Genomic DNA, 16877 nt, shown 5'->3' with positions numbered 1-16877 from the left:
CAATCCCCACCCTCGCAGTCGTCACCTGCTTGACCGGTGACGAATGACCTGTCAGAGTCAACTCACACGTTGGTCGTCGCGAACGGCACGGACGTATATCTCACCGGAACGCACGGAGGATTCACATGATCAACAGGCGTACCTTCAACAAGGCGATGGGCCTCGGCACCGGAGCGGCCGCGGTCTCCCTGACCGGCCTGCAGGGCGTTTCTCAGGCCTCCACCAACACTCGGAACAACGGCGGCCAGGTTCCCGTCGTGCCATCCGTATCTCCGGGCACGCACACCTCTTTCCCCGCGCTGAAGCAGATCAAGGCGGGTCTGCTGAACGTGGGTTACGCCGAGCTCGGCCCGGCTCACGGGCCGGCCGTCATCTGTCTGCACGGCTGGCCCTACGACATCCACAGCTACGTCGACGTCGCCCCGCTGCTGGCCGACCAGGGCTACCGCGTGATCGTCCCCTACCTCCGGGGCCACGGCACGACGCGGTTCCGTTCCTCCCGGACGTTCCGCAACGCGCAGCAATCGGTGATCGCCCTGGACATCATCGCGCTGATGGACGCCCTCAAGATCGACAAGGCCGTGGTCGCCGGCTTCGACTGGGGCTCGCGCACCGGCGACATCCTCGCGGCCCTGTGGCCCGAGCGGGTCAAGGCCCTGGTGTCGGTGAGCGGCTACCTCATCACCAACCGTAAGGCGCAGCTGGAACCGATCGCGCCGGCCGCCGAGCACACCTGGTGGTACCAGTACTACTTCGCCACCGAACGCGGCAAGAAGGCCATGGAGCGGCAAGACCTCCGCCATGACCTGACCAAGCTGGTGTGGCAGACCGTCTCGCCGACCTGGGACTTCGACGACGCCACCTTCGAACGCACCGAAGCCGCCTTCGAGAACCCCGATTACGCCGCGATCGTCATCCACAACTACCGCTGGCGCCTCGACCTGGCCGAGGGCGAGCAGCGCTACGACAGCTACGAGGACAGGCTGGCCCAGGCTCCCACCATCGCGGTGCCCACCATCACCATCGACGCCCAGTACGACCCGTTCACCCCGCCCGGCGACGGAACGGGGTACCGCACCATGTTCACCGGGAAGTACGAGCACCGCACACTGGCCGTCGGACACAACCTGCCGCAGGAGGCACCGACAGCGTTCGCCCAGGCCGTCGTCGACGTGGACCACTTCTGACAGAGAGCCCGCGGCCGGCTGGTGCGTGGACGCCCCCGTTAGAGGTCACACCCTCGGAAGTGGCAGGTCGCACCGAAAGGACGACAGACCGCCGAGAAGGGGGAGCAGATACGGTCCGAAGTCGCACAGGCGCTCGCCGAAGTCATCGACCGGAAACCCTGAAACCCCTGGGACCCTGACCGATCCGGCGTCCTGCGCACTGCAGTCCGCATGGAGCAGTCCGCATGGAGCAGTCCGCACATCTTCCCCGGCGCGAAGGACGTACCTGGAGATACGTCTCGCGCCCGCGCAGTTCCAGCCCGTGGCCAACGGCTTCGGCAGGCAGCCGACTTCGCCGGTGCCGTTGAGAAGGCCGGGGCCGCCGGCCTCTGGGTGGGCGACCGCAACTTAGGGCGACCGCAACTTAGCGGGGGTGGACCCGGTCGTCGGCTACGGCGGCCAGGGCGACTCCATCCCGGATGAGCTCAATGCCGCCGCGGACCCGCTCGTCCTGCTGAGCATCACCGCGAGCGCCACCCACCGCGTGCTCATGGGCACTCATGCCCTCATCCCCCGCCCTACCCCCCGTCCAGTCGGCCCGGTCGCTGACGACCATCGATCTCGTCAGCGGCGGACGCACCCTGCCCGGCTGCGGCATCGGCTGGTCTCCCGAGGAATACCAGGCGGCCGGGCTGGACTTCGGTCGCCGCGGGGCGCGCATGGACGAACTGCTCGACGCCCTCGATGCCTTGTCGACCGAGGACCCGGCGCAACACAAGGGCGTCCACCTGCCTGCTGCCCTCCACCACTCGCCGCTGAAGCCGGCCAGGAAGCCACGCCCTCCGTTCTGCCTGGGCGCCCTGTCCGAGCGAGGGCTCGCCACAGTGGCCCGGCACGGTGACGGGTGGCTGCCTCTGTGCGTCGTCCCCAGCTTTGTCGGCATCGATGGCCTCATCGCCCAGCGCTTGCCGCTCGACCGACTTGGCCGTGACGTCGGCCGGGCCCCGGAGGAGATCGACACCGTGCTCCGCGTGAGCATCGACGCCGGCACCGGCGTGACTCAGGTCGCCGACACCATCAGACTTGTGCACGAACGCACAGGCATCGACCCCTGCATGGTCGACCCGATGTACGCCGTGAAGACCGTCGACATGACGATCGACCACGCCCGCGACGGCCTTGGCCTCATCGCCGAGGGATGACTTCGCCGCACGGCTTCCATGCCGGAGCGTCGACCTTCGCCGTCACGAAGGTGCGACATTTATGGCACCTATGTACGCGTGAGCGAGACTGATACTGCCCTAATGTGCACAGCATTGTAGGCTCTCCCTCATGAGGGCCGACGCCGCACGCAACCTGGAAGCCGTACTGACGACCGGAGCCCTCATGCTCGCGGCGGATCCCACGGCGAGCATCGCGAGCATCGCCACCGAGGCCGGTGTCGACCGGCGGACCGTCTACCGGCGGTTCGCCTCCCGCGAGGAGCTTCTCGCGACGATCTACGAATCCCGGCTGGAAGCCGTCGAGCAGGCCATCTCCGACGCGCGCCTGAAAGAGGCTCCGGTCGGCGTGGCCCTGCACCGGTACGTGGAGAACATCATCGCGGTGAACCGCAAGTGGCCCGTGGACCTGACCCGCATGCTGACCGACGATGCGGTCCGCGAGCGGCGGAACGCCTCGGTCCGGGAATTCGACGCTTTCGTTCAACGTGCCGTCGACGAGGGGGTGCTCCGTGCGGAGCTGCCCGAGGGATGGGCCAGCGCCCTCCTGCCGCAGCTGATGCACCTGGTGGTTCGACAGATGCCCGATCTGAGTGACGGGCAGGCGGCCGACCTCGTCGTCGACACCTTGATGAAGGGCCTCGGGCCGGCCTGACCAGACAGGCCTGGCGGCGGTGTTGAAACGGGCGACGAGGTAGGCCGGGTCGTACCGCTTCTTCACTGCGGCGAGCCCGGAATACCGCTCCGGTCCGTAGGAGGACCGGACGCCTTCAGGGTCGGTCACCTCGCCGGGTGACTGGAAGTGCACCATCCTCCGTTCCACGGGCCACGGGCCACGGCGCGACCCTGCCCAGCTCCGTACACGGGCTTACCCGCCCGCGGGGACCGCCCAGCGCGGAACCCGGAACAGACGAAACGGCACACCCCGCGACGGCACGGCACTTGCCATGCGCCGGCTCCTGGTCGAACACGCTGCCCAACTGTCGAATCTCGACGTGCGCGAACCCGGACCCCGGATCCGGCCCCGTCAGCGCCCCCAGTGCCTGCGCGGCGTTCTCACCGCACTCCCCCAGCTACCGCTTCGACCACACATTACGAATAACCACCTTGACAGGTTACGCGGAACACGGAAGGGTAATCACCAGTCAAGCCGGTTACTTCATGCGTACCCGGTGATGACTGCACCCACAGCAGCTCTGACACAGGGGATACCCATGGCCATCGTCCGCTTCCACCTCATGTCGTCCCTTCGCCCCGAGGAGGCACTGGCGGTGCTGACCGACTTCAGCCCCTCGCGCGTCGAGGCGTGGCCCAGCATCGACGCCGACCACTTCACCGTTCACGAACTCGGTCCGTTCTGGGCCGAAGTGACCGAGGGGACCAGCGCCGCGTGGGAACGGGCGCACTACGAGTGGGACGACTCCAAGGTCACCATCACCACCTTGGACTCGAAGCTCTTCGGGGCGGGCGGCGGTTGGATCTTCGAGCTGACACCCGAGGGCAACGGCACACGCATCGACGTCGAACTCACGCGCACGCCCCGCGCGCTGAAGGGGAAGATGCTCGCCTCCCTGCTCCCCCTCGTCGGCCCGTCGTCCCTTCGCAAGTCCTTCTCCGGCCCACTGAAGGCCGCCGCGTAGCCGCCACGGTGCAGCCCGTATCGAACGTCACGAGACCCACCACCTCTCCAGTTGACGCACCGCAAGACGGTGCGCCAGTGGGTCCGTGCGTCAGTGCGTCAGTGCGTCAGTGCGTCAGTGCGTCAGTGAACTAACCAATCACCTCAGAGCCCCGAACAGGCAGGTGCACCATGTCTCCCACCACAGGCATTGACGAGTCAGCGGAGAAGACCCAGACCCGCACCGCCGAGGCCGAACTCCGGCCGCAGACCGGCTTCGGCGCGTGGCCCTCCTCGGCGCAGGTCTGGTCCTGGTCCGAGTCCGCGGTCCTGTTCGGCTACGGCCTGGGCAGCGGCGCCTTCATGTGAGACCTCGTGGGCGACAGGGCGGTGAGCGGCGTCGAGGTGCAGTCGTCCGCCGGCCCGGCCGTCTGCCACGCCCGACGTCGTCGACGTTTCGGGAACCGCGCCCGTCGACGTATCGGGAACCGCGCCCACCGAAGTCGGACCATCCCGATCCGGGCGGAGCACAGGAACAGCGCCGCGCGCCCTCCAGCGCCTCTACCTCGCACAACAGGCCAGCTCCGCCAGGGCCGTTGACCACATCATCTCTTCCCGCCCTCCCCCGCTCACGCATCCGGCCTGGTCGACGCGTACCGGCGCCTCCGGTGCGGCGTCCCGCCCCAAGCAAAAGGTGAGGAAGCCGGGCGTGAGGCCGGTGGCGAGCGCGAGCGCCGCCGTCGACACGTATCGAGACATATTGGTCACGGTCCGCAGCGCGTCGTGCGTGTCGGAGCGATGGGCCACCACCATCCTAGAGTCGCATACATGCGCCACTAAAATATCTAAGTGCTACAGTGAAGTGACAGATAATCCAGATGCTTCAGAACCCCTCCTTAAGGAGCGCACCCATGAACGTCTACGACCGCCTCTACGTCGCCGGCTCCTGGACCACGCCGAGCAATCCCGAACTGCTCGACATCCGCTCCCCGCACGACCGGTCCGTCATCGGCCGCGCCGCCCAGGCCCAGCCCGCCGACGTCGACCGTGCCGTGGCCGCGGCCCGTGCCGCGTTCGAGAGGGGGACCTGGCGCATGACAGCGCCGCTGGAGCGTGTGGCGGTACTGCGCCGGTTCAACGCACTGCGCGAAGCGAACGCGGAGAAGATCGCCTCCCTGATCTCCGCCGAGAACGGCTCGGCCGGCTGGTTCACTCTCGCCGGCCAGCCCGGACTGACGCGCCAGGCGAACGCCTACCTCAAGGCGGCGGAGGAGTTCGGCTGGGAGGAGACACTGCTGCCCTCCGACCCTGCGTCACCGGTGCGCAGCGTGGTGCGCCGCGAGGCCGTAGGAGTGGTGGCTGCGGTGATCCCCTGGAACTCCCCCTTCTCGTCCGCCACTTCAAAGATCATTCCTGCTCTGCTGGCGGGCAACTCGGTGGTACTGAAGGTCTCGCCCGAGAACTCGCTGAGCATGGGCTTCCTGGCCGAACTCGTGGAGCAACTGGGTCTGCCCGAAGGCGTGCTCAGCATCCTGCCCGCCGACCGCGAGACCAGCGAGTACCTGGTGTCGCACCCGGATGTCGACAAGATCGCCTTCACCGGCTCGACCCGGGCCGGTCGCCGGATCGCCGCCATCGCGGGCGAGCAATTGAAGCGGGTCAGCCTGGAACTGGGCGGCAAGTCGGCGGCGGTCATCCTGCCGGACGCGGACGTGAACAAGGCAGTGCAGGGACTGAAGTTCGGCTCGCTGCTCAACAACGGTGAGTCGTGCATCGCACAGACGCGCATCCTCGCTCCGCGCGAGAAGTACGAAGAGGTCGTCGCCGGCCTCAAGGACCTGGTCGAGTCGCTGAAGGTCGGCGCCCCCGACGACCCGGACACCTTCATCGGCCCCATGATCCGCCCCGACCAGCAGCAGCGCGTACGCGACTACATCGAAATCGGCATCAAGGAAGGCGCCCGCCTCGTCACGGGCGGCCCGCAGATCCCCGAGGGCCTGGAGGGCGGCAACTACGTCACCCCGACCGTCTTCGCCGACGTCACCAACTCCATGCGCATCGCACAGGAAGAGATCTTCGGCCCGGTCCTCGTCGTCATCGCGTACGACGACGAGGACGAGGCCGCGCGGATCGCCAACGACTCCGAGTACGGCCTCTCCGGTGGCGTGTGGTCCGCCGACGAGGGCCACGCCCTCGCGTTCGCCCGGCGTATCCGCACCGGCACCGTCACCGTGAACGGCGCCCCCATCGGCTTCGACGGCCCCTTCGGCGGCTTCAAGAACAGCGGCATCGGCCGCGAGTACGGGGCCGTCGGCCTCGGCACCTACACCGAATACCAGACCGTCACCCTGTGACGGTCACACCGCTGGGGGCAAGCTCAGCGACATGCACGGGCGGGGCGCCCCTACCTCGCATCCACCGGCATCTTCCACTTACTCACCGCCTCCGTCGCGCACGGCATCGCGGCTGATCTGCCTCAGCCCCTGACCGCCCGCACGCTGCGGGGCGTGGCGGGGGCGGCGTGATCGTGCTGACGTTCACCCTGGTCAGCGCCATCGTCGCCCTGAGCGAGCGAGGCCGCCATCACAAGATGTTCGGCTCCGTCGTCGGCATCGCAGGCATCGCAGGCATCGCAGGCCCCTTACCCAGCGGCGTGTTCACCGACCAGCTTTCCTGACGGTCGGCGTCCCTCATCAGCCTCCGGCCGGTGCGGTCGCCCTGGCCATCACAGCTCTCGCTGTCGCAGCCCTCACTCTCCCGCCGGGTCTCGGCATGGTGCCAATGGTGGCCCTGACCGCGGTGCAGAACAGCATGCTGAGCACCGCCTCGCAAGCGGCGTAACGAGAGCCCCAGACGCGCTTCATCCACGACGTGGTCTGCACGTACGTCGGGCGCATGGAGAACACACCCCCCTCTGAATCGACCGACACGTGACCGATGCGTCCGCCTCGCCGTCACATGTTGGTATGCACACCGGTCGTACGCACATATGTGTCGCTGTCGCCCGCAGACACGCGATTGACAAGGAATGCAATGAGACGACTTCTGACCGTGCTCGCGGCCGCGGTGCCGCTGATGACAGCAGCGGTGTATCTGCCGTCTGCCGCGGCGGAACCCGAGAATTCCGCCTCCACCACCTTCCGATGCACGTCCACCTCCATCCCCCTCAAGGCTCCGGCCGGCACCAAGATCGAGTCCTTGACCGCGGTGAGCCGGCCAACGGGGACCGTCGAGGTTCCCCCCGTCTCACCGCTGCCCGGGGAGACGATCCCGGACGTGCCTGCCCACTGCGAGGTGACCGCCCTGGTCGGCCACCCGGGGCTCGGCGATCACGCCAAGGTCAAGGTGTGGCTGCCCGAGAGCGGCTGGAACGGCCGGTTCCAGGCGGTCGGTGGCAGTGCCTTCGCGGCCGGCGACTACGGTTCGGCGCTGGCCGACGCCGTCAAGAACGGCTACGCGGTCGCGACCACCGATGCCGGTGTCAGCAGCTACCTCGACGTCGGCTGGGCCCTGAACAGCAAGGGCGAGATCAACGAGACCTCACTGAAGAACTTCGCTTCGCGATCCGAGCACGAGGCCGCGGTCGTCGCCAAGCAGATCGTCAACGGTGTCTACGGCCGGCCCGCTTCGTACGCGTACTTCAACGGCTGCTCCACGGGCGGCCGTCAGGGCTACGCCGAGGCGCAGGACCACCCCGGCGACTACGACGGCATCCTCGCCGACGCGCCCGGTATCAACTGGGACGAGTTCGAGGTCGCCACGGTCTGGCCGCAGGTGGTGATGAACGAGGAGCACACCTACCCCACCAAGTGTGAACTCACCCTGGCGACCCGGTCCGCCGTCAAGGCGTGCGACAGCCTGGACGGCGCCGCGGACGACACCATCGGCGACCCCGCCACGTGCGACTACGACCCGCGCCGCCTGATCGGCACGACGCTCGAGTGCGAGGGCGAGCAGGTCACCTTCACGGCCGCGGACGCCGCCGTGATCCGCAAGATCTGGGACGGTCCGCGCACCACCTCAGGCAAGAAGCTCTGGTACGGCCCCACGGTCGGCGCCGACCTCACGGCGCTGGCCGCCTCCAAGACCGATGACGACGGCACCTCGGTGGGTGCGCCGTTCCTGGTGCCCGCCGAGTGGGTCTCGACGTTCGTCAAGAAGCAGCCCTCCTACGACGTCTCCACCGCCGGCTACAGCGAGTTCCAGAAGCTGTTCCGTCAGTCCCAGACCGAGTTCGACGACGTCATCGGTTCGGACGACCCGGACCTGTCCGGATTCCGAAAGTCCGGTGGCAAGCTCCTGACGTGGCACGGCCAGGCCGACCAGCTGATCCCCACCCAGGGCACGGTGGACTACCGGGAGCGGGTCGAGAGGAAGCTGGGCGGCGCGCAGCGGGTCGACGGCTTCTACCGGCTGTTCCTGGCTCCGGGTGTCAACCACTGTGCCGGTCCCGGCAACACGGGTCCCGCGCCGGCCGACGCGCTCGGCGCGCTGACCAAGTGGGTCGAGCAGGGCAAGGCCCCGCAGACGCTGAGCGCTTCTGTGAAGGACGCCTCGGGCAGGACGGTCACCCGTGACCTGTGCCTCTACCCGCGGGTTCCGCAGTACAAGGGTGACGGCGACGTCGCGGACGCGAGCAGCTTCCGCTGTGTCCGCCCGCACCACTGACCCGTAGCAACGCCCCTGCATAGGGGGCGGGTCGGGACCGAACAGGCAACGGTCCCGACCCGCCCCTTCTTGACATGCCGCCTTCTCGTGCCTCCCGGCAATACCGACCCCACGAGCACCTCGGGTTCACCGCGTACTCGTGCATCGGCGCCGGCCAAGGCGGCTGATCCCCTCGCCGCTCTTGTCCACTTACGGGAGCGCATACGGCGGGCCGCCGCGCTGGTGCATCGCGTCGCGACGACCGCGTTGGGGCACGCGGTCCTGTGCCCCCGACGAACGAGGACGGGAACCGCCCTCTCGAGTCTCTCCTCGTGGACAGCTTCGCGGCGCTTCAGCACGTTCGGTCTACGGTGGATCTCCTGCTGACCGACGGCGCCAGCTCTCCCACCGAAGGTGACATCCCGTGACGAGAGTCGCATACCAGGGCGAACACGCATCCAACTCGGCGACCGCTGCCCAGAACCTGTTCCCCGGATGCACCGAGCTTCCCTGCACGAGTTTCGAGCAGGCGCTGGACGCGGTGACGCTCGGCGCCGCCGACGTGGCGGTGATCCCCGTCGACAACTCGGCCGCCGGACGCGTCGCCGATGTGCACCATCTGCTGCCGGAATCGGGCCTCTTCGTCATCGCCGAGTACTTCCTCGCCATCCACTTCGACCTCGTGGGCGTCCCCGGAGCCTCGCTCGACCAGGTCGAGTACGTCCGCAGTCATGTGCACGCGCTCGGCCAGTGCCGGAAGGTGCTACGCACGGGTGGCTGGCGCACGCTCGTCACCGACGACACGGCGGGGGCGGCCCGTGAGGTGGCGGAGCTGGGCGATGTCAGGCACGCGGCGCTCGCCCCGCCGGCCGCGGCACGACACTACGGTCTGGAGGTACTGCAGGCGGGAGTCGAGGACGACCCGGACAACACCACGCGCTTCGTCATCCTCTCCCGCGACGCGGTCTTCGCCCCGGTCACCGGCGAGCCGACGATGACGAGCCTGTTCTTCGCCGTACGGAACATCCCCAGCGCCCTCTACAAGGCCCTTGGCGGCTTCGCCAGCAACGCGGTGAACCTGACCAAGATCGAGAGCTACCAGATGGGCGCGGGCCTCAACCCCAGCTGCTTCTACGTCGAGGTCGAGGGACACCCCGACGACCCCGGTGTCGCGCTCGCCCTGCAGGAGCTGCGCTTCTTCTCCTCCGAGGTCCGCGTCCTCGGCGTCTACCCGGCGCACCCGCACCGGCTGCGCGAGCGAACCGCCTGAGGCAGCACGACAAGGCGGCCGACTCCACATGAGTCCGGGCGGGCCGGCCGCCCGTCAGACCGTGGCGCCGCTCTGGCGCGCCCGGTAGGCGGCTGCCTTGACCCGGTTGCCGCAGGTCCTCATGGCGCACCACTCGCGCCGGTGGCCTCGCGAACGGTCGAGGTAGACCTGGGTGCACTCGGGGCGGGCGCACTCCCGCAGGAGCGCGCCTTCGTCGCCGCCGAGAATCTCGACCGTCTCGCGCGCGAGGGCCGCGAGGCCCTGGGAGACGGACCCCGTGTGCATCACTCCGTCCGGCCCGAGCTGCGCCTTCACCGGCAGGCCGGCGGCGTGCCGATTCAGCTCGGCGACGTCGGCGGCGGGCAGGGGCTCGGCCGCGAGGCGCGCCCCCACCAGCGAGTAGATCACCTCACGCAGGTCGATCGCGGTCTCCAGATCGACCTCGTCCGCCTCCGGAGCCGCGTCGAGCATCTTGGACTCGACAAACCAGTCGTCGAGCAGGCCGGGCGTGGCAAGCTTCTCTGCCGGTGCGGCATTGCGACGCGCACGCAGAGTGCCGACGAAGTCGAGTGGGAGCGTCCCGCAAGGGAATGCATGATTCACGTCACCATATTGACCGGTGACTGACGAATATGCAATGCCCCGGCCCGCTCCCCACAATTCTCGGGCGGTCCACCCGCGTCGAGCCCGAGGCAGCGCGCAGTCCACGGAGCCCGTCGTACCGGCGAGACCTGACCGTACCCGTCAGACCACTCGGAGGATGCCGGCAGTCTCGTGTCTGGTCCGGTCGCGCAGGTAGACGCGGAGGCCGTACGACGCTGCGGCGACAGTTCGGGCGGCAGCGAACCGGTGACGGGGGGGATCGTCGACCCTGTCGGTGCCATGGGTGCCGGAACGGCGGATCCTCATGCGGGGCTGCCACTACTTCCGTACCCACGTGCGGATTCCGGACTCAGTCGATGACCGGGCGGCGTGCGAGCGCGACGAGCCGGCCGCGACCCGAGCTCTCCATCCCCACGAGCCCCCACGAGCCGGTCGACATTCCGCCAGGCCCGGACCGCGGTCTCCCGGCGGGGGTTGGCCGTGATCCGTGATCTTCTGAGCCGTCCCGGATTGTTTCGATGCCGTTGACGGCCGCCGGACCCGGCCGGTCGGCGTCACATGCGCGGCGAAACACATGTGCCACCACATGTGGGGCAGGCAAGGGAGCCGGTGGTGAGGTCACATGTATGTTTCTCCATCGTGCGGGCCGCTTCCGGTCGAGTCCGGCGGAGTCGACGGGAGCGCGGACCCCGCACCTTCCCGGCACGGCGCCCACTGGCCCGCCGGGGCGCGCCCGTCCCCGTACCGCGCTCCCGGGGCAGCACCGAAAACCTCAAGAAGGCAGCTGCTCCACCCGCTGCGCCTGACTCGCCCGAGAGGTACGTTCAGGTCAGTGCACGGATCAGCGCACGCAACCAGAGAAGACACATAGCCGCCGAGCTGGCGCCGGCATCTCTCGATCGCCGCGCACGTAGATGTTCGGAAGAGGGGACAAACCTCAGGCCGGCGAGGAAGGCAGCCTCTCGCAGGCCTCGGTGGCCGTCACCACCCTGGGTACCATGTGTGTCACCCATTTCAGCCCGAGGGAGAGTGAACCGGTTGTGTCCAGCCAATCAGCCGAGACGCTCCGGTTGCGGTACGTCCAGCAGGCCGCATCGGACTTGAAGGAGAACCGTCGCCGGCAACAGGAGCTGTCCGAGAAGCTCAAAATGCTGAAGCAGGAGGAAGCCCTCCTGACCGACATCCTGAGCCTCACGGAGCGGCTGAACAACCTCTCGGAGGCACCACCGCTGCCGGAACAGGCCCAGGACGAAGCCACGTTCACGCGCGGGCGCTCCTCCGGCCAACCCGCGAGCGCTCCGGCCGGCAAGACCCGTCGCCCTGCCGCGACGCGGTCGGCCAAGAGTTTCGGCGAGGCGGGCACCCAGGGGAAGCAGCGCCGGCCCCTGCTCGGGGAACTCCTGACGGAGCTGCTCGCAGCGTCCGACGAGCCCCGTCCGGCGAAGGAGCTCCGAGACGAACTCCTGGAGAAGCACCCGGACCGGACGCCGACCCCGCAGGTGGTCCGCAACACCCTGGAGGCTCTCGTCGCCAAGGGCCGTATCCGGCGCCACAGGCAGCAGCGTTCAGTGATGTACACGCTCGTGAAGTCGGACTCGCCGTAGCGTCGACGGCCCGGACAGGTCCGTCGCACCGTCCCTCGAACATGGCCGGTGCCGCGAAACCGCCGACCATGTTGCGCGTCCGACCACCCGCTGAGGCGGGGCCGCGGCCGAGGGCGACGTGGCGGCCGACATTTCTCGACGAGACACATGACCGTCTCCGGGGTGTGACTGCCGCTTCAGCCCAGTCACACCCGCCTTGACACGGCAACGCCAGAGGCTGCGGGCGGTGACGTCGGCTTCGGACAAGGTCGCGCGGATGTCGAGACCGGCGGTGCCGTGGTTGCCCTCGGCCACCAAGCGTCGGCCACACTCTGCACGTACGGGCGGAGCCGGCGTCCACGCTGCGAAGAGCACGAAATCGTTCGTGGAACGGTCACGGTGACCGTTCCACGAAGCTGCAATGCAGGTCGTCGGCGGAGAGAGCGCCCGCACGCCACAGCTGCTCACGTCCTGCCGCGGTGTGCCGCCCGGGGTGTGCGCAGGGGCGGTCAGGCCCCTTGCCGCATCGGACCGATCAGGGTGCCGGTGGCGACCTTCAGCCCGCCCTCAGCGAAGGACGTGCCGGGGATCTGCCCGTCCGGGGCCCGGAGCGTGAAGGACGCCTCGTCCGCGGAGACCTGGCGGGCGTCGTTGGGGACCTGGATGTCGAAGTGCACCGGGTGGCCGGGGCCGAAGGTCACCGATGCGCGCTGGTCACCGTAACGGCCGGCGGTGATCCGGGTCTGCGAGCCGCGGTCGGAGAACCTCACGTCGTTCGGCGAACCGGCCAGTTCGCAGGGGTCGTACCCGCGTGGCGCCCTCAGGGTGACGCGGTAGTGGTGGTGCCCCGCGCTGGCGGGCGCCTCGGTGATCTTCGCGGTGTGGTTGGCCGGACGGCACGCCGAGGGGGCGGTGCCACTCTCGGTCGAGGGGGAAGCCTGCGCGACTGCGGGGGCCGCGGCGGCAAGCAGCACGGCGGCGAGGGTGACGGCGGTCTTGCGGTGGGTACGCATGAGCAATCCTTGCCTAGCTCGATGGCCCCGCGGGTGCTCTCCGACGGAACCATGGTCGCTCTGACCAATGCCCCCTCGCACCCTCCGGGAATGTCCCAAGATCGTCACGGGCATGACGGCAAGCGCCACACGACGGTGTCGGGCCCCACGGCGCCAGGAACGCCCGGCCACTAGGTCGAAACGCACGGAGCTCCCGAGATAGACGCCGTGTGCGGACGGTGAGGGATGGGCGAAGGCTGCCCTCCGGACGAGCCGTGGATGTGCGCCAGGCCGAAAGGACCCCTGGTCGGACCCGTGTGGCCCGTGGTGCCGAGTGCCCGACACACCCACGCTGGGAAACAGGTGCGACGAAGGGAGCGGGAGCGATGACCACCGTCACCACCGTGAACGCGGCCGTCCCCGCTGGGCACCGCGAACGGCCGGTGCAGTTCGCTCGGCAGGTCCCCTTCGAGGCCGGAGCCCGCCTGTTCGGGGAGGGGAGGCGCGCCGACCCCTTCTGGATCGTGCGAACCGGCGCCGTAGCCCTGGACCTGCACGAACCCGGCCGTCGACCCGCTGCCGTCGGGATGCTCCGGCACGGCGAACTGGTCGGCTTGTCCTGGCACTTCCCGCCGCGCATGGGTCAACTGGGCGCCGAGGCGGTGAGCCCGGTGCGAACCTGGGAGTCCGACGCGGAGGCCGTGCGTGCGGTGTACGCCGAGGACCCCGAGTTCGGCTTCACCATCACGGTCTGGCTCGGGCTCGCGGGCACCGATCGGCTGGACCGATCGCGCACCCGGCTGCTCGACCTCTACGCCCCACAGGGCAATGGTGGTCTGGCATGACCGCCGTGAGCCCACGTCGGCGTTCCAAGGAGGAGAACATGGACACCAGCCCCCACCTTGTGAGTGACGTGATGACGCGCGCCGTGGTCGCCGTGGGCCGCAAGGCTCTCTTCAAGGACCTTGTCGAACGCATGGAACGGTGGAAGGTCAGTGCCGTTCCCGTGCTGGAGGGCGACGGCCGGGTGATCGGAGTCGTGTCCGAGGCCGATCTGTTGCCCAAGGAGGGGTTCCGGGACATCGATCCGGACCGGGTCACCCAGCTGCACCGTCTGACCGACATGGCCAAGGCCGGGGCAGTGTGCGCCGAGGAGCTGATGAGCGCTCCGGCCGTCACCGTCCACGCCGACGCCACGCTCGCAGAGGCGGCACGCATCATGGCGCTCCGGCACGTCAAGCGGCTGCCCGTCGTGAACGCCGAAGGCGTGCTCGAAGGCGTCGTCAGCCGAGGCGACCTGCTCAAGGTGTTCCTGCGCCCGGACAACGACCTCGCCGACGAGATACGGCGGGACATCCTCGATGTCCTGTTCCCGGCTCCCGTGGAGCCCGTGCACATCACGGTGGTCGACGGCGTCGCGACCCTGACCGGGCGGGTGCAGGACGCGACCCGTATTCCGCTCGCCTCGCGCCTGGTGCGGGGCGTCGAGGGCATCGTCGGCCTGGACTGCCGGCTCACCGCAGGCGAGGGGGCGTGAGCCTGCGCGGCAAGCGGCCGCCGCCGTTGATGCGCTGCGGCCGATGCACTGAATGATCAGGAGCTGGTGAACTCTCGTCGAGTCAGGCCCACGCTTGTGCCGTGCGTTCCCCCGCGCCTGTGCGGTGCGTTCCGGTGACTGACGTGGGGCGGGCCGTGACGTCGCGGCCACAGCCAAAGGCGATAGCCACCCCCTGCCGTGTACCGACCAGCCTCAGGAGACGGGCCTTTGCCGGTGTCCGGAAGGTCGGGGTCGAGGTCCGGGCGTACCGACGAGCGCGTGGTGCACGTCCACCACGCCGACGACCTCGCCCGCATCGTCCAGTACCGGAAGCGCGCTGCCCGCGACTCGTGCATCGCCGTCACGATGTCCTTGAAGGCGGCAGCCGTCCGCACTGCGACGACCCGGTGTGTCCTCACGTCTTTCACGTGGGTCGGAATGCCGCGTCCGCCTGTAGCCGTACGGCCCGCCCGAAGGGCCAGGTGGCCCCTGGCCACCCCGCGCTCACCGGCGCAGGCTGGAAGTGGCAGGACCGACGGACAGTTACGGAGTCATCATGTATGGCACCCCGCACCTCGTCAGCGATGTCATGACGCACACGGTCGCCGTCGTCGGCAGACGAGCCCCCTTCAAAGAGATCGTCCAGCTGATGCAGGACTGGCAGATCAGCGCTCTCCCTGTGATCGAGGGCCAGGGGCGAGTGGTCGGCGTGGTCTCCGAAGCCGACCTCTTGATCAAGGAGGAACTCCGCGACGGCCCTGACGCCGCCTACCTCCAGCTGCGTCAGCCGGTCGACGTGGCGAAGGCCGACGCCCTGAGCGCCGGGGACCTCATGTCCTCCCCCGCCGTCACGATCCGCGCCGACGCCACGCTCGCCGAGGCGTCGCGCACCATGGCGCAAGAAGGGGTCAAAAGGCTGCCCGTGGTGGACGAAGTGGGTCTGCTGGCGGGTGTCGTCAGCCGTGCCGACCTGCTCAAGGTCTTCCTGCGTGGGGACGACAAGATCGCCGAGGAAGTCCGGCACGAGATTGTGTCCCACCTCTTCCCGCCGCCGGCCTCAGTCATTGACGTGGAGGTCCACGACGGAGTGGCCACCCTGACAGGCCGCATCCACGACACCAGTCTGGTCCCCATAGCCGCGCGCCTGGTGCGGTCCGTCGAGGGCGTGGTCGACGTGCAGTTCGACCTTGCGCGCGAGACCGCGCAGTAGGTGGTGCTCCCCGGGGAGGTGGTGCTTCCCGGGGCCGGGCCCGCGACGTGCTGCTGGAGCCGTGCGGCGGGACCGCCGGGAATCCCCTGGCGCAAGCAAGTCCCGCCGAACATGGACCCGTTCCACCATTCGAAGGCGAGGGCGTGCTCCATCACGTACGTTGCGGCACGACCGCCACCGGGCAGTCCGCGTGGTGGAGCAGGGTGTGGCCGATGCGGCTGAGCTGGAGGCCGAAGTGTCCGTGCCGGCGCCGGGCTCCGATGATCACCAGGTCCGCGGCGGCGGAGCGTTGCAGGAGCACCTTCCGAGCCGGCCCCTCGACGGTCGCCCGACGCACCATGACGTCCGGGTGATCCGCCATGGCCTCGTGAAGCATGGCGTCGAGCCGGGCCGATGCCTGCTCCTCATGGTAACGCTCCGGTTCGTCGGCAAGCCCGGGGTGGTCCGTGGTCTCGTGCGCGGGGCAGCGCCAGGCCCGTACGGCATCGAGGGTGCACCTCCGTGACTCGGCCTCGCGGAAGGCGAAGCGCACCGCCTCCGCACCTGTGGTGGGATCGCCCACGCCGAGCAGGATCCGCTCGTGCAGGCCGTCGAGACCGGCCTTGTCGCCGCGAACCACTATCGCCGGACAGTCTGCGCGAGCTGCCACGCTCAGGCCGACCGAGCCGAGGAGAAGTCCCACCAGCTCACCGCGGCCGCGTGAACCCGTCACCAGCGCCGTCGCGTGTCTGCTTTCGCGCACCAGCGCGAACACCGCCTCTTCCGGGAGCGACTCGGCCGAGACCCTCACCTCCGGGTTGCGTCGCCGGGCGCGCTCCGCGGCGGATCCGACGATGTTCTGTGCCATCACCTGTTCGGAGGGCGGATCCGGGCTATCGGGCGGAACGGTGCCTTCGTATCGCTCCCACATGGAAGCGTGCACGAGCCGCAGAGGCACACCGAGCCGGGCCGCTTCGTCGACCGCCCAGTCGATGGCCAGAAGGCTCGACTCCGATCCGTCAACACCCACGATCAGGGGCAATTGCATGGTC

Annotated in this window: 17 protein-coding genes; 13 read left to right on the top strand and 4 right to left on the bottom strand. The window is 68.9% G+C overall.

The window, feature by feature from the left end:
* Nucleotides 1-125 precede the first annotated feature (125 nt).
* The 5 genes from OHO83_RS43610 (at nucleotide 126) to OHO83_RS43590 (ending at nucleotide 4373) form a co-directional block, all read left to right on the top strand.
* Nucleotides 126-1187 (top strand): alpha/beta fold hydrolase, encoded by a 1062-nt coding sequence (locus tag OHO83_RS43610; RefSeq protein ID WP_266680925.1) that lies wholly within the window; start codon nucleotides 126-128, stop codon nucleotides 1185-1187.
* A 539-nt stretch (nucleotides 1188-1726) separates the two neighbouring features.
* The gene (locus OHO83_RS43605) at nucleotides 1727-2368 is read left to right on the top strand and encodes an LLM class flavin-dependent oxidoreductase (RefSeq protein ID WP_266680921.1); all 642 of its coding nucleotides are present in this window, start codon (nucleotides 1727-1729) and stop codon (nucleotides 2366-2368) included.
* 184 nt (nucleotides 2369-2552) lie between these two features.
* Nucleotides 2553-3041: a TetR/AcrR family transcriptional regulator gene (locus OHO83_RS43600; protein ID WP_266681789.1), complete on the top strand. Its 489-nt coding sequence runs from the start codon at nucleotides 2553-2555 to the stop codon at nucleotides 3039-3041.
* A 559-nt stretch (nucleotides 3042-3600) separates the two neighbouring features.
* Nucleotides 3601-4026 carry a hypothetical protein gene (locus tag OHO83_RS43595; protein WP_266680919.1) on the top strand — a complete coding sequence of 142 codons (426 nt, stop codon included), beginning with the start codon at nucleotides 3601-3603 and terminating at the stop codon, nucleotides 4024-4026.
* Nucleotides 4027-4196: 170 nt separating this feature from the next.
* Nucleotides 4197-4373: a hypothetical protein gene (locus OHO83_RS43590; protein WP_266680917.1), complete on the top strand. Its 177-nt coding sequence runs from the start codon at nucleotides 4197-4199 to the stop codon at nucleotides 4371-4373.
* Between the two features lie 192 nt (nucleotides 4374-4565).
* On the opposite strand, the gene OHO83_RS43585 is transcribed toward OHO83_RS43590, so the two are convergent.
* Complete coding sequence (locus OHO83_RS43585; protein ID WP_266680915.1) at nucleotides 4566-4763, bottom strand: hypothetical protein; 198 nt, start codon at nucleotides 4761-4763, stop codon at nucleotides 4566-4568.
* A gap of 152 nt (nucleotides 4764-4915) precedes the next feature.
* Here OHO83_RS43585 and OHO83_RS43580 point away from each other — a divergent pair, with 152 nt between their 5' ends.
* The 4 genes from OHO83_RS43580 to OHO83_RS43565 all read left to right on the top strand — a co-directional run bounded on the left by OHO83_RS43580 (nucleotide 4916) and on the right by OHO83_RS43565 (nucleotide 9921).
* Complete coding sequence (locus OHO83_RS43580) at nucleotides 4916-6358, top strand: aldehyde dehydrogenase (RefSeq protein WP_266680913.1); 1443 nt, start codon at nucleotides 4916-4918, stop codon at nucleotides 6356-6358.
* A 167-nt stretch (nucleotides 6359-6525) separates the two neighbouring features.
* Nucleotides 6526-6681, top strand: coding sequence for a hypothetical protein (locus OHO83_RS43575; protein WP_266680911.1), 156 nt, complete (start codon nucleotides 6526-6528; stop codon nucleotides 6679-6681).
* Nucleotides 6682-7037: 356 nt separating this feature from the next.
* Nucleotides 7038-8672, top strand: coding sequence for a DUF6351 family protein (locus OHO83_RS43570; protein WP_266680909.1), 1635 nt, complete (start codon nucleotides 7038-7040; stop codon nucleotides 8670-8672).
* Nucleotides 8673-9075: 403 nt separating this feature from the next.
* On the top strand, nucleotides 9076-9921 hold the full coding sequence (locus OHO83_RS43565) for a prephenate dehydratase (RefSeq protein ID WP_266680907.1): 846 nt from the start codon (nucleotides 9076-9078) through the stop codon (nucleotides 9919-9921).
* 54 nt (nucleotides 9922-9975) lie between these two features.
* Here the strand turns inward: OHO83_RS43565 and OHO83_RS43560 are convergent, their stop codons facing one another.
* Nucleotides 9976-10524 carry a CGNR zinc finger domain-containing protein gene (locus OHO83_RS43560; protein WP_266680905.1) on the bottom strand — a complete coding sequence of 183 codons (549 nt, stop codon included), beginning with the start codon at nucleotides 10522-10524 and terminating at the stop codon, nucleotides 9976-9978.
* A gap of 1040 nt (nucleotides 10525-11564) precedes the next feature.
* On the opposite strand from OHO83_RS43560, the gene OHO83_RS43555 reads away from it, so the two are divergent.
* Nucleotides 11565-12128: a hypothetical protein gene (locus tag OHO83_RS43555; RefSeq protein ID WP_266680903.1), complete on the top strand. Its 564-nt coding sequence runs from the start codon at nucleotides 11565-11567 to the stop codon at nucleotides 12126-12128.
* Between the two features lie 488 nt (nucleotides 12129-12616).
* On the opposite strand, the gene OHO83_RS43550 is transcribed toward OHO83_RS43555, so the two are convergent.
* The gene (locus OHO83_RS43550; RefSeq protein WP_266680901.1) at nucleotides 12617-13120 is read right to left on the bottom strand and encodes a DUF4232 domain-containing protein; all 504 of its coding nucleotides are present in this window, start codon (nucleotides 13118-13120) and stop codon (nucleotides 12617-12619) included.
* Between the two features lie 365 nt (nucleotides 13121-13485).
* On the opposite strand from OHO83_RS43550, the gene OHO83_RS43545 reads away from it, so the two are divergent.
* The 3 genes from OHO83_RS43545 to OHO83_RS43535 all read left to right on the top strand — a co-directional run bounded on the left by OHO83_RS43545 (nucleotide 13486) and on the right by OHO83_RS43535 (nucleotide 15846).
* Nucleotides 13486-13944 (top strand): cyclic nucleotide-binding domain-containing protein, encoded by a 459-nt coding sequence (locus tag OHO83_RS43545; protein ID WP_266680899.1) that lies wholly within the window; start codon nucleotides 13486-13488, stop codon nucleotides 13942-13944.
* A gap of 38 nt (nucleotides 13945-13982) precedes the next feature.
* The gene (locus tag OHO83_RS43540; protein WP_266680897.1) at nucleotides 13983-14636 is read left to right on the top strand and encodes a CBS domain-containing protein; all 654 of its coding nucleotides are present in this window, start codon (nucleotides 13983-13985) and stop codon (nucleotides 14634-14636) included.
* A 556-nt stretch (nucleotides 14637-15192) separates the two neighbouring features.
* On the top strand, nucleotides 15193-15846 hold the full coding sequence (locus tag OHO83_RS43535) for a CBS domain-containing protein (RefSeq protein ID WP_266680895.1): 654 nt from the start codon (nucleotides 15193-15195) through the stop codon (nucleotides 15844-15846).
* A gap of 151 nt (nucleotides 15847-15997) precedes the next feature.
* Here OHO83_RS43535 and OHO83_RS43530 read toward each other — a convergent pair whose 3' ends face one another.
* Entirely contained in the window at nucleotides 15998-16873 is an 876-nt protein-coding gene (locus OHO83_RS43530; RefSeq protein ID WP_266680893.1) for a universal stress protein, read from the bottom strand.
* Nucleotides 16874-16877 lie beyond the last annotated feature (4 nt).

Origin of the sequence: Streptomyces sp. NBC_00569 (assembly GCF_036345255.1) — a bacterium.
Lineage (GTDB): Bacteria > Actinomycetota > Actinomycetes > Streptomycetales > Streptomycetaceae > Streptomyces.
This window is presented reverse-complemented; position numbering and strand designations above follow the sequence as displayed.

Coding starts and splice junctions, on each gene's coding strand:
- OHO83_RS43585 (WP_266680915.1), bottom strand. CDS start 4,763: ATGTCTCGATACGTGTCGACGGCGGCGCTCGCGCTCGCCACCGGCCTC.
- OHO83_RS43530 (WP_266680893.1), bottom strand. CDS start 16,873: ATGCAATTGCCCCTGATCGTGGGTGTTGACGGATCGGAGTCGAGCCTT.
- OHO83_RS43600 (WP_266681789.1), top strand. CDS start 2,553: ATGCTCGCGGCGGATCCCACGGCGAGCATCGCGAGCATCGCCACCGAG.
- OHO83_RS43605 (WP_266680921.1), top strand. CDS start 1,727: ATGCCCTCATCCCCCGCCCTACCCCCCGTCCAGTCGGCCCGGTCGCTG.
- OHO83_RS43570 (WP_266680909.1), top strand. CDS start 7,038: ATGAGACGACTTCTGACCGTGCTCGCGGCCGCGGTGCCGCTGATGACA.
- OHO83_RS43590 (WP_266680917.1), top strand. CDS start 4,197: ATGTCTCCCACCACAGGCATTGACGAGTCAGCGGAGAAGACCCAGACC.
- OHO83_RS43550 (WP_266680901.1), bottom strand. CDS start 13,120: ATGCGTACCCACCGCAAGACCGCCGTCACCCTCGCCGCCGTGCTGCTT.
- OHO83_RS43610 (WP_266680925.1), top strand. CDS start 126: ATGATCAACAGGCGTACCTTCAACAAGGCGATGGGCCTCGGCACCGGA.
- OHO83_RS43540 (WP_266680897.1), top strand. CDS start 13,983: ATGGACACCAGCCCCCACCTTGTGAGTGACGTGATGACGCGCGCCGTG.
- OHO83_RS43545 (WP_266680899.1), top strand. CDS start 13,486: ATGACCACCGTCACCACCGTGAACGCGGCCGTCCCCGCTGGGCACCGC.
- OHO83_RS43535 (WP_266680895.1), top strand. CDS start 15,193: ATGTATGGCACCCCGCACCTCGTCAGCGATGTCATGACGCACACGGTC.
- OHO83_RS43580 (WP_266680913.1), top strand. CDS start 4,916: ATGAACGTCTACGACCGCCTCTACGTCGCCGGCTCCTGGACCACGCCG.
- OHO83_RS43595 (WP_266680919.1), top strand. CDS start 3,601: ATGGCCATCGTCCGCTTCCACCTCATGTCGTCCCTTCGCCCCGAGGAG.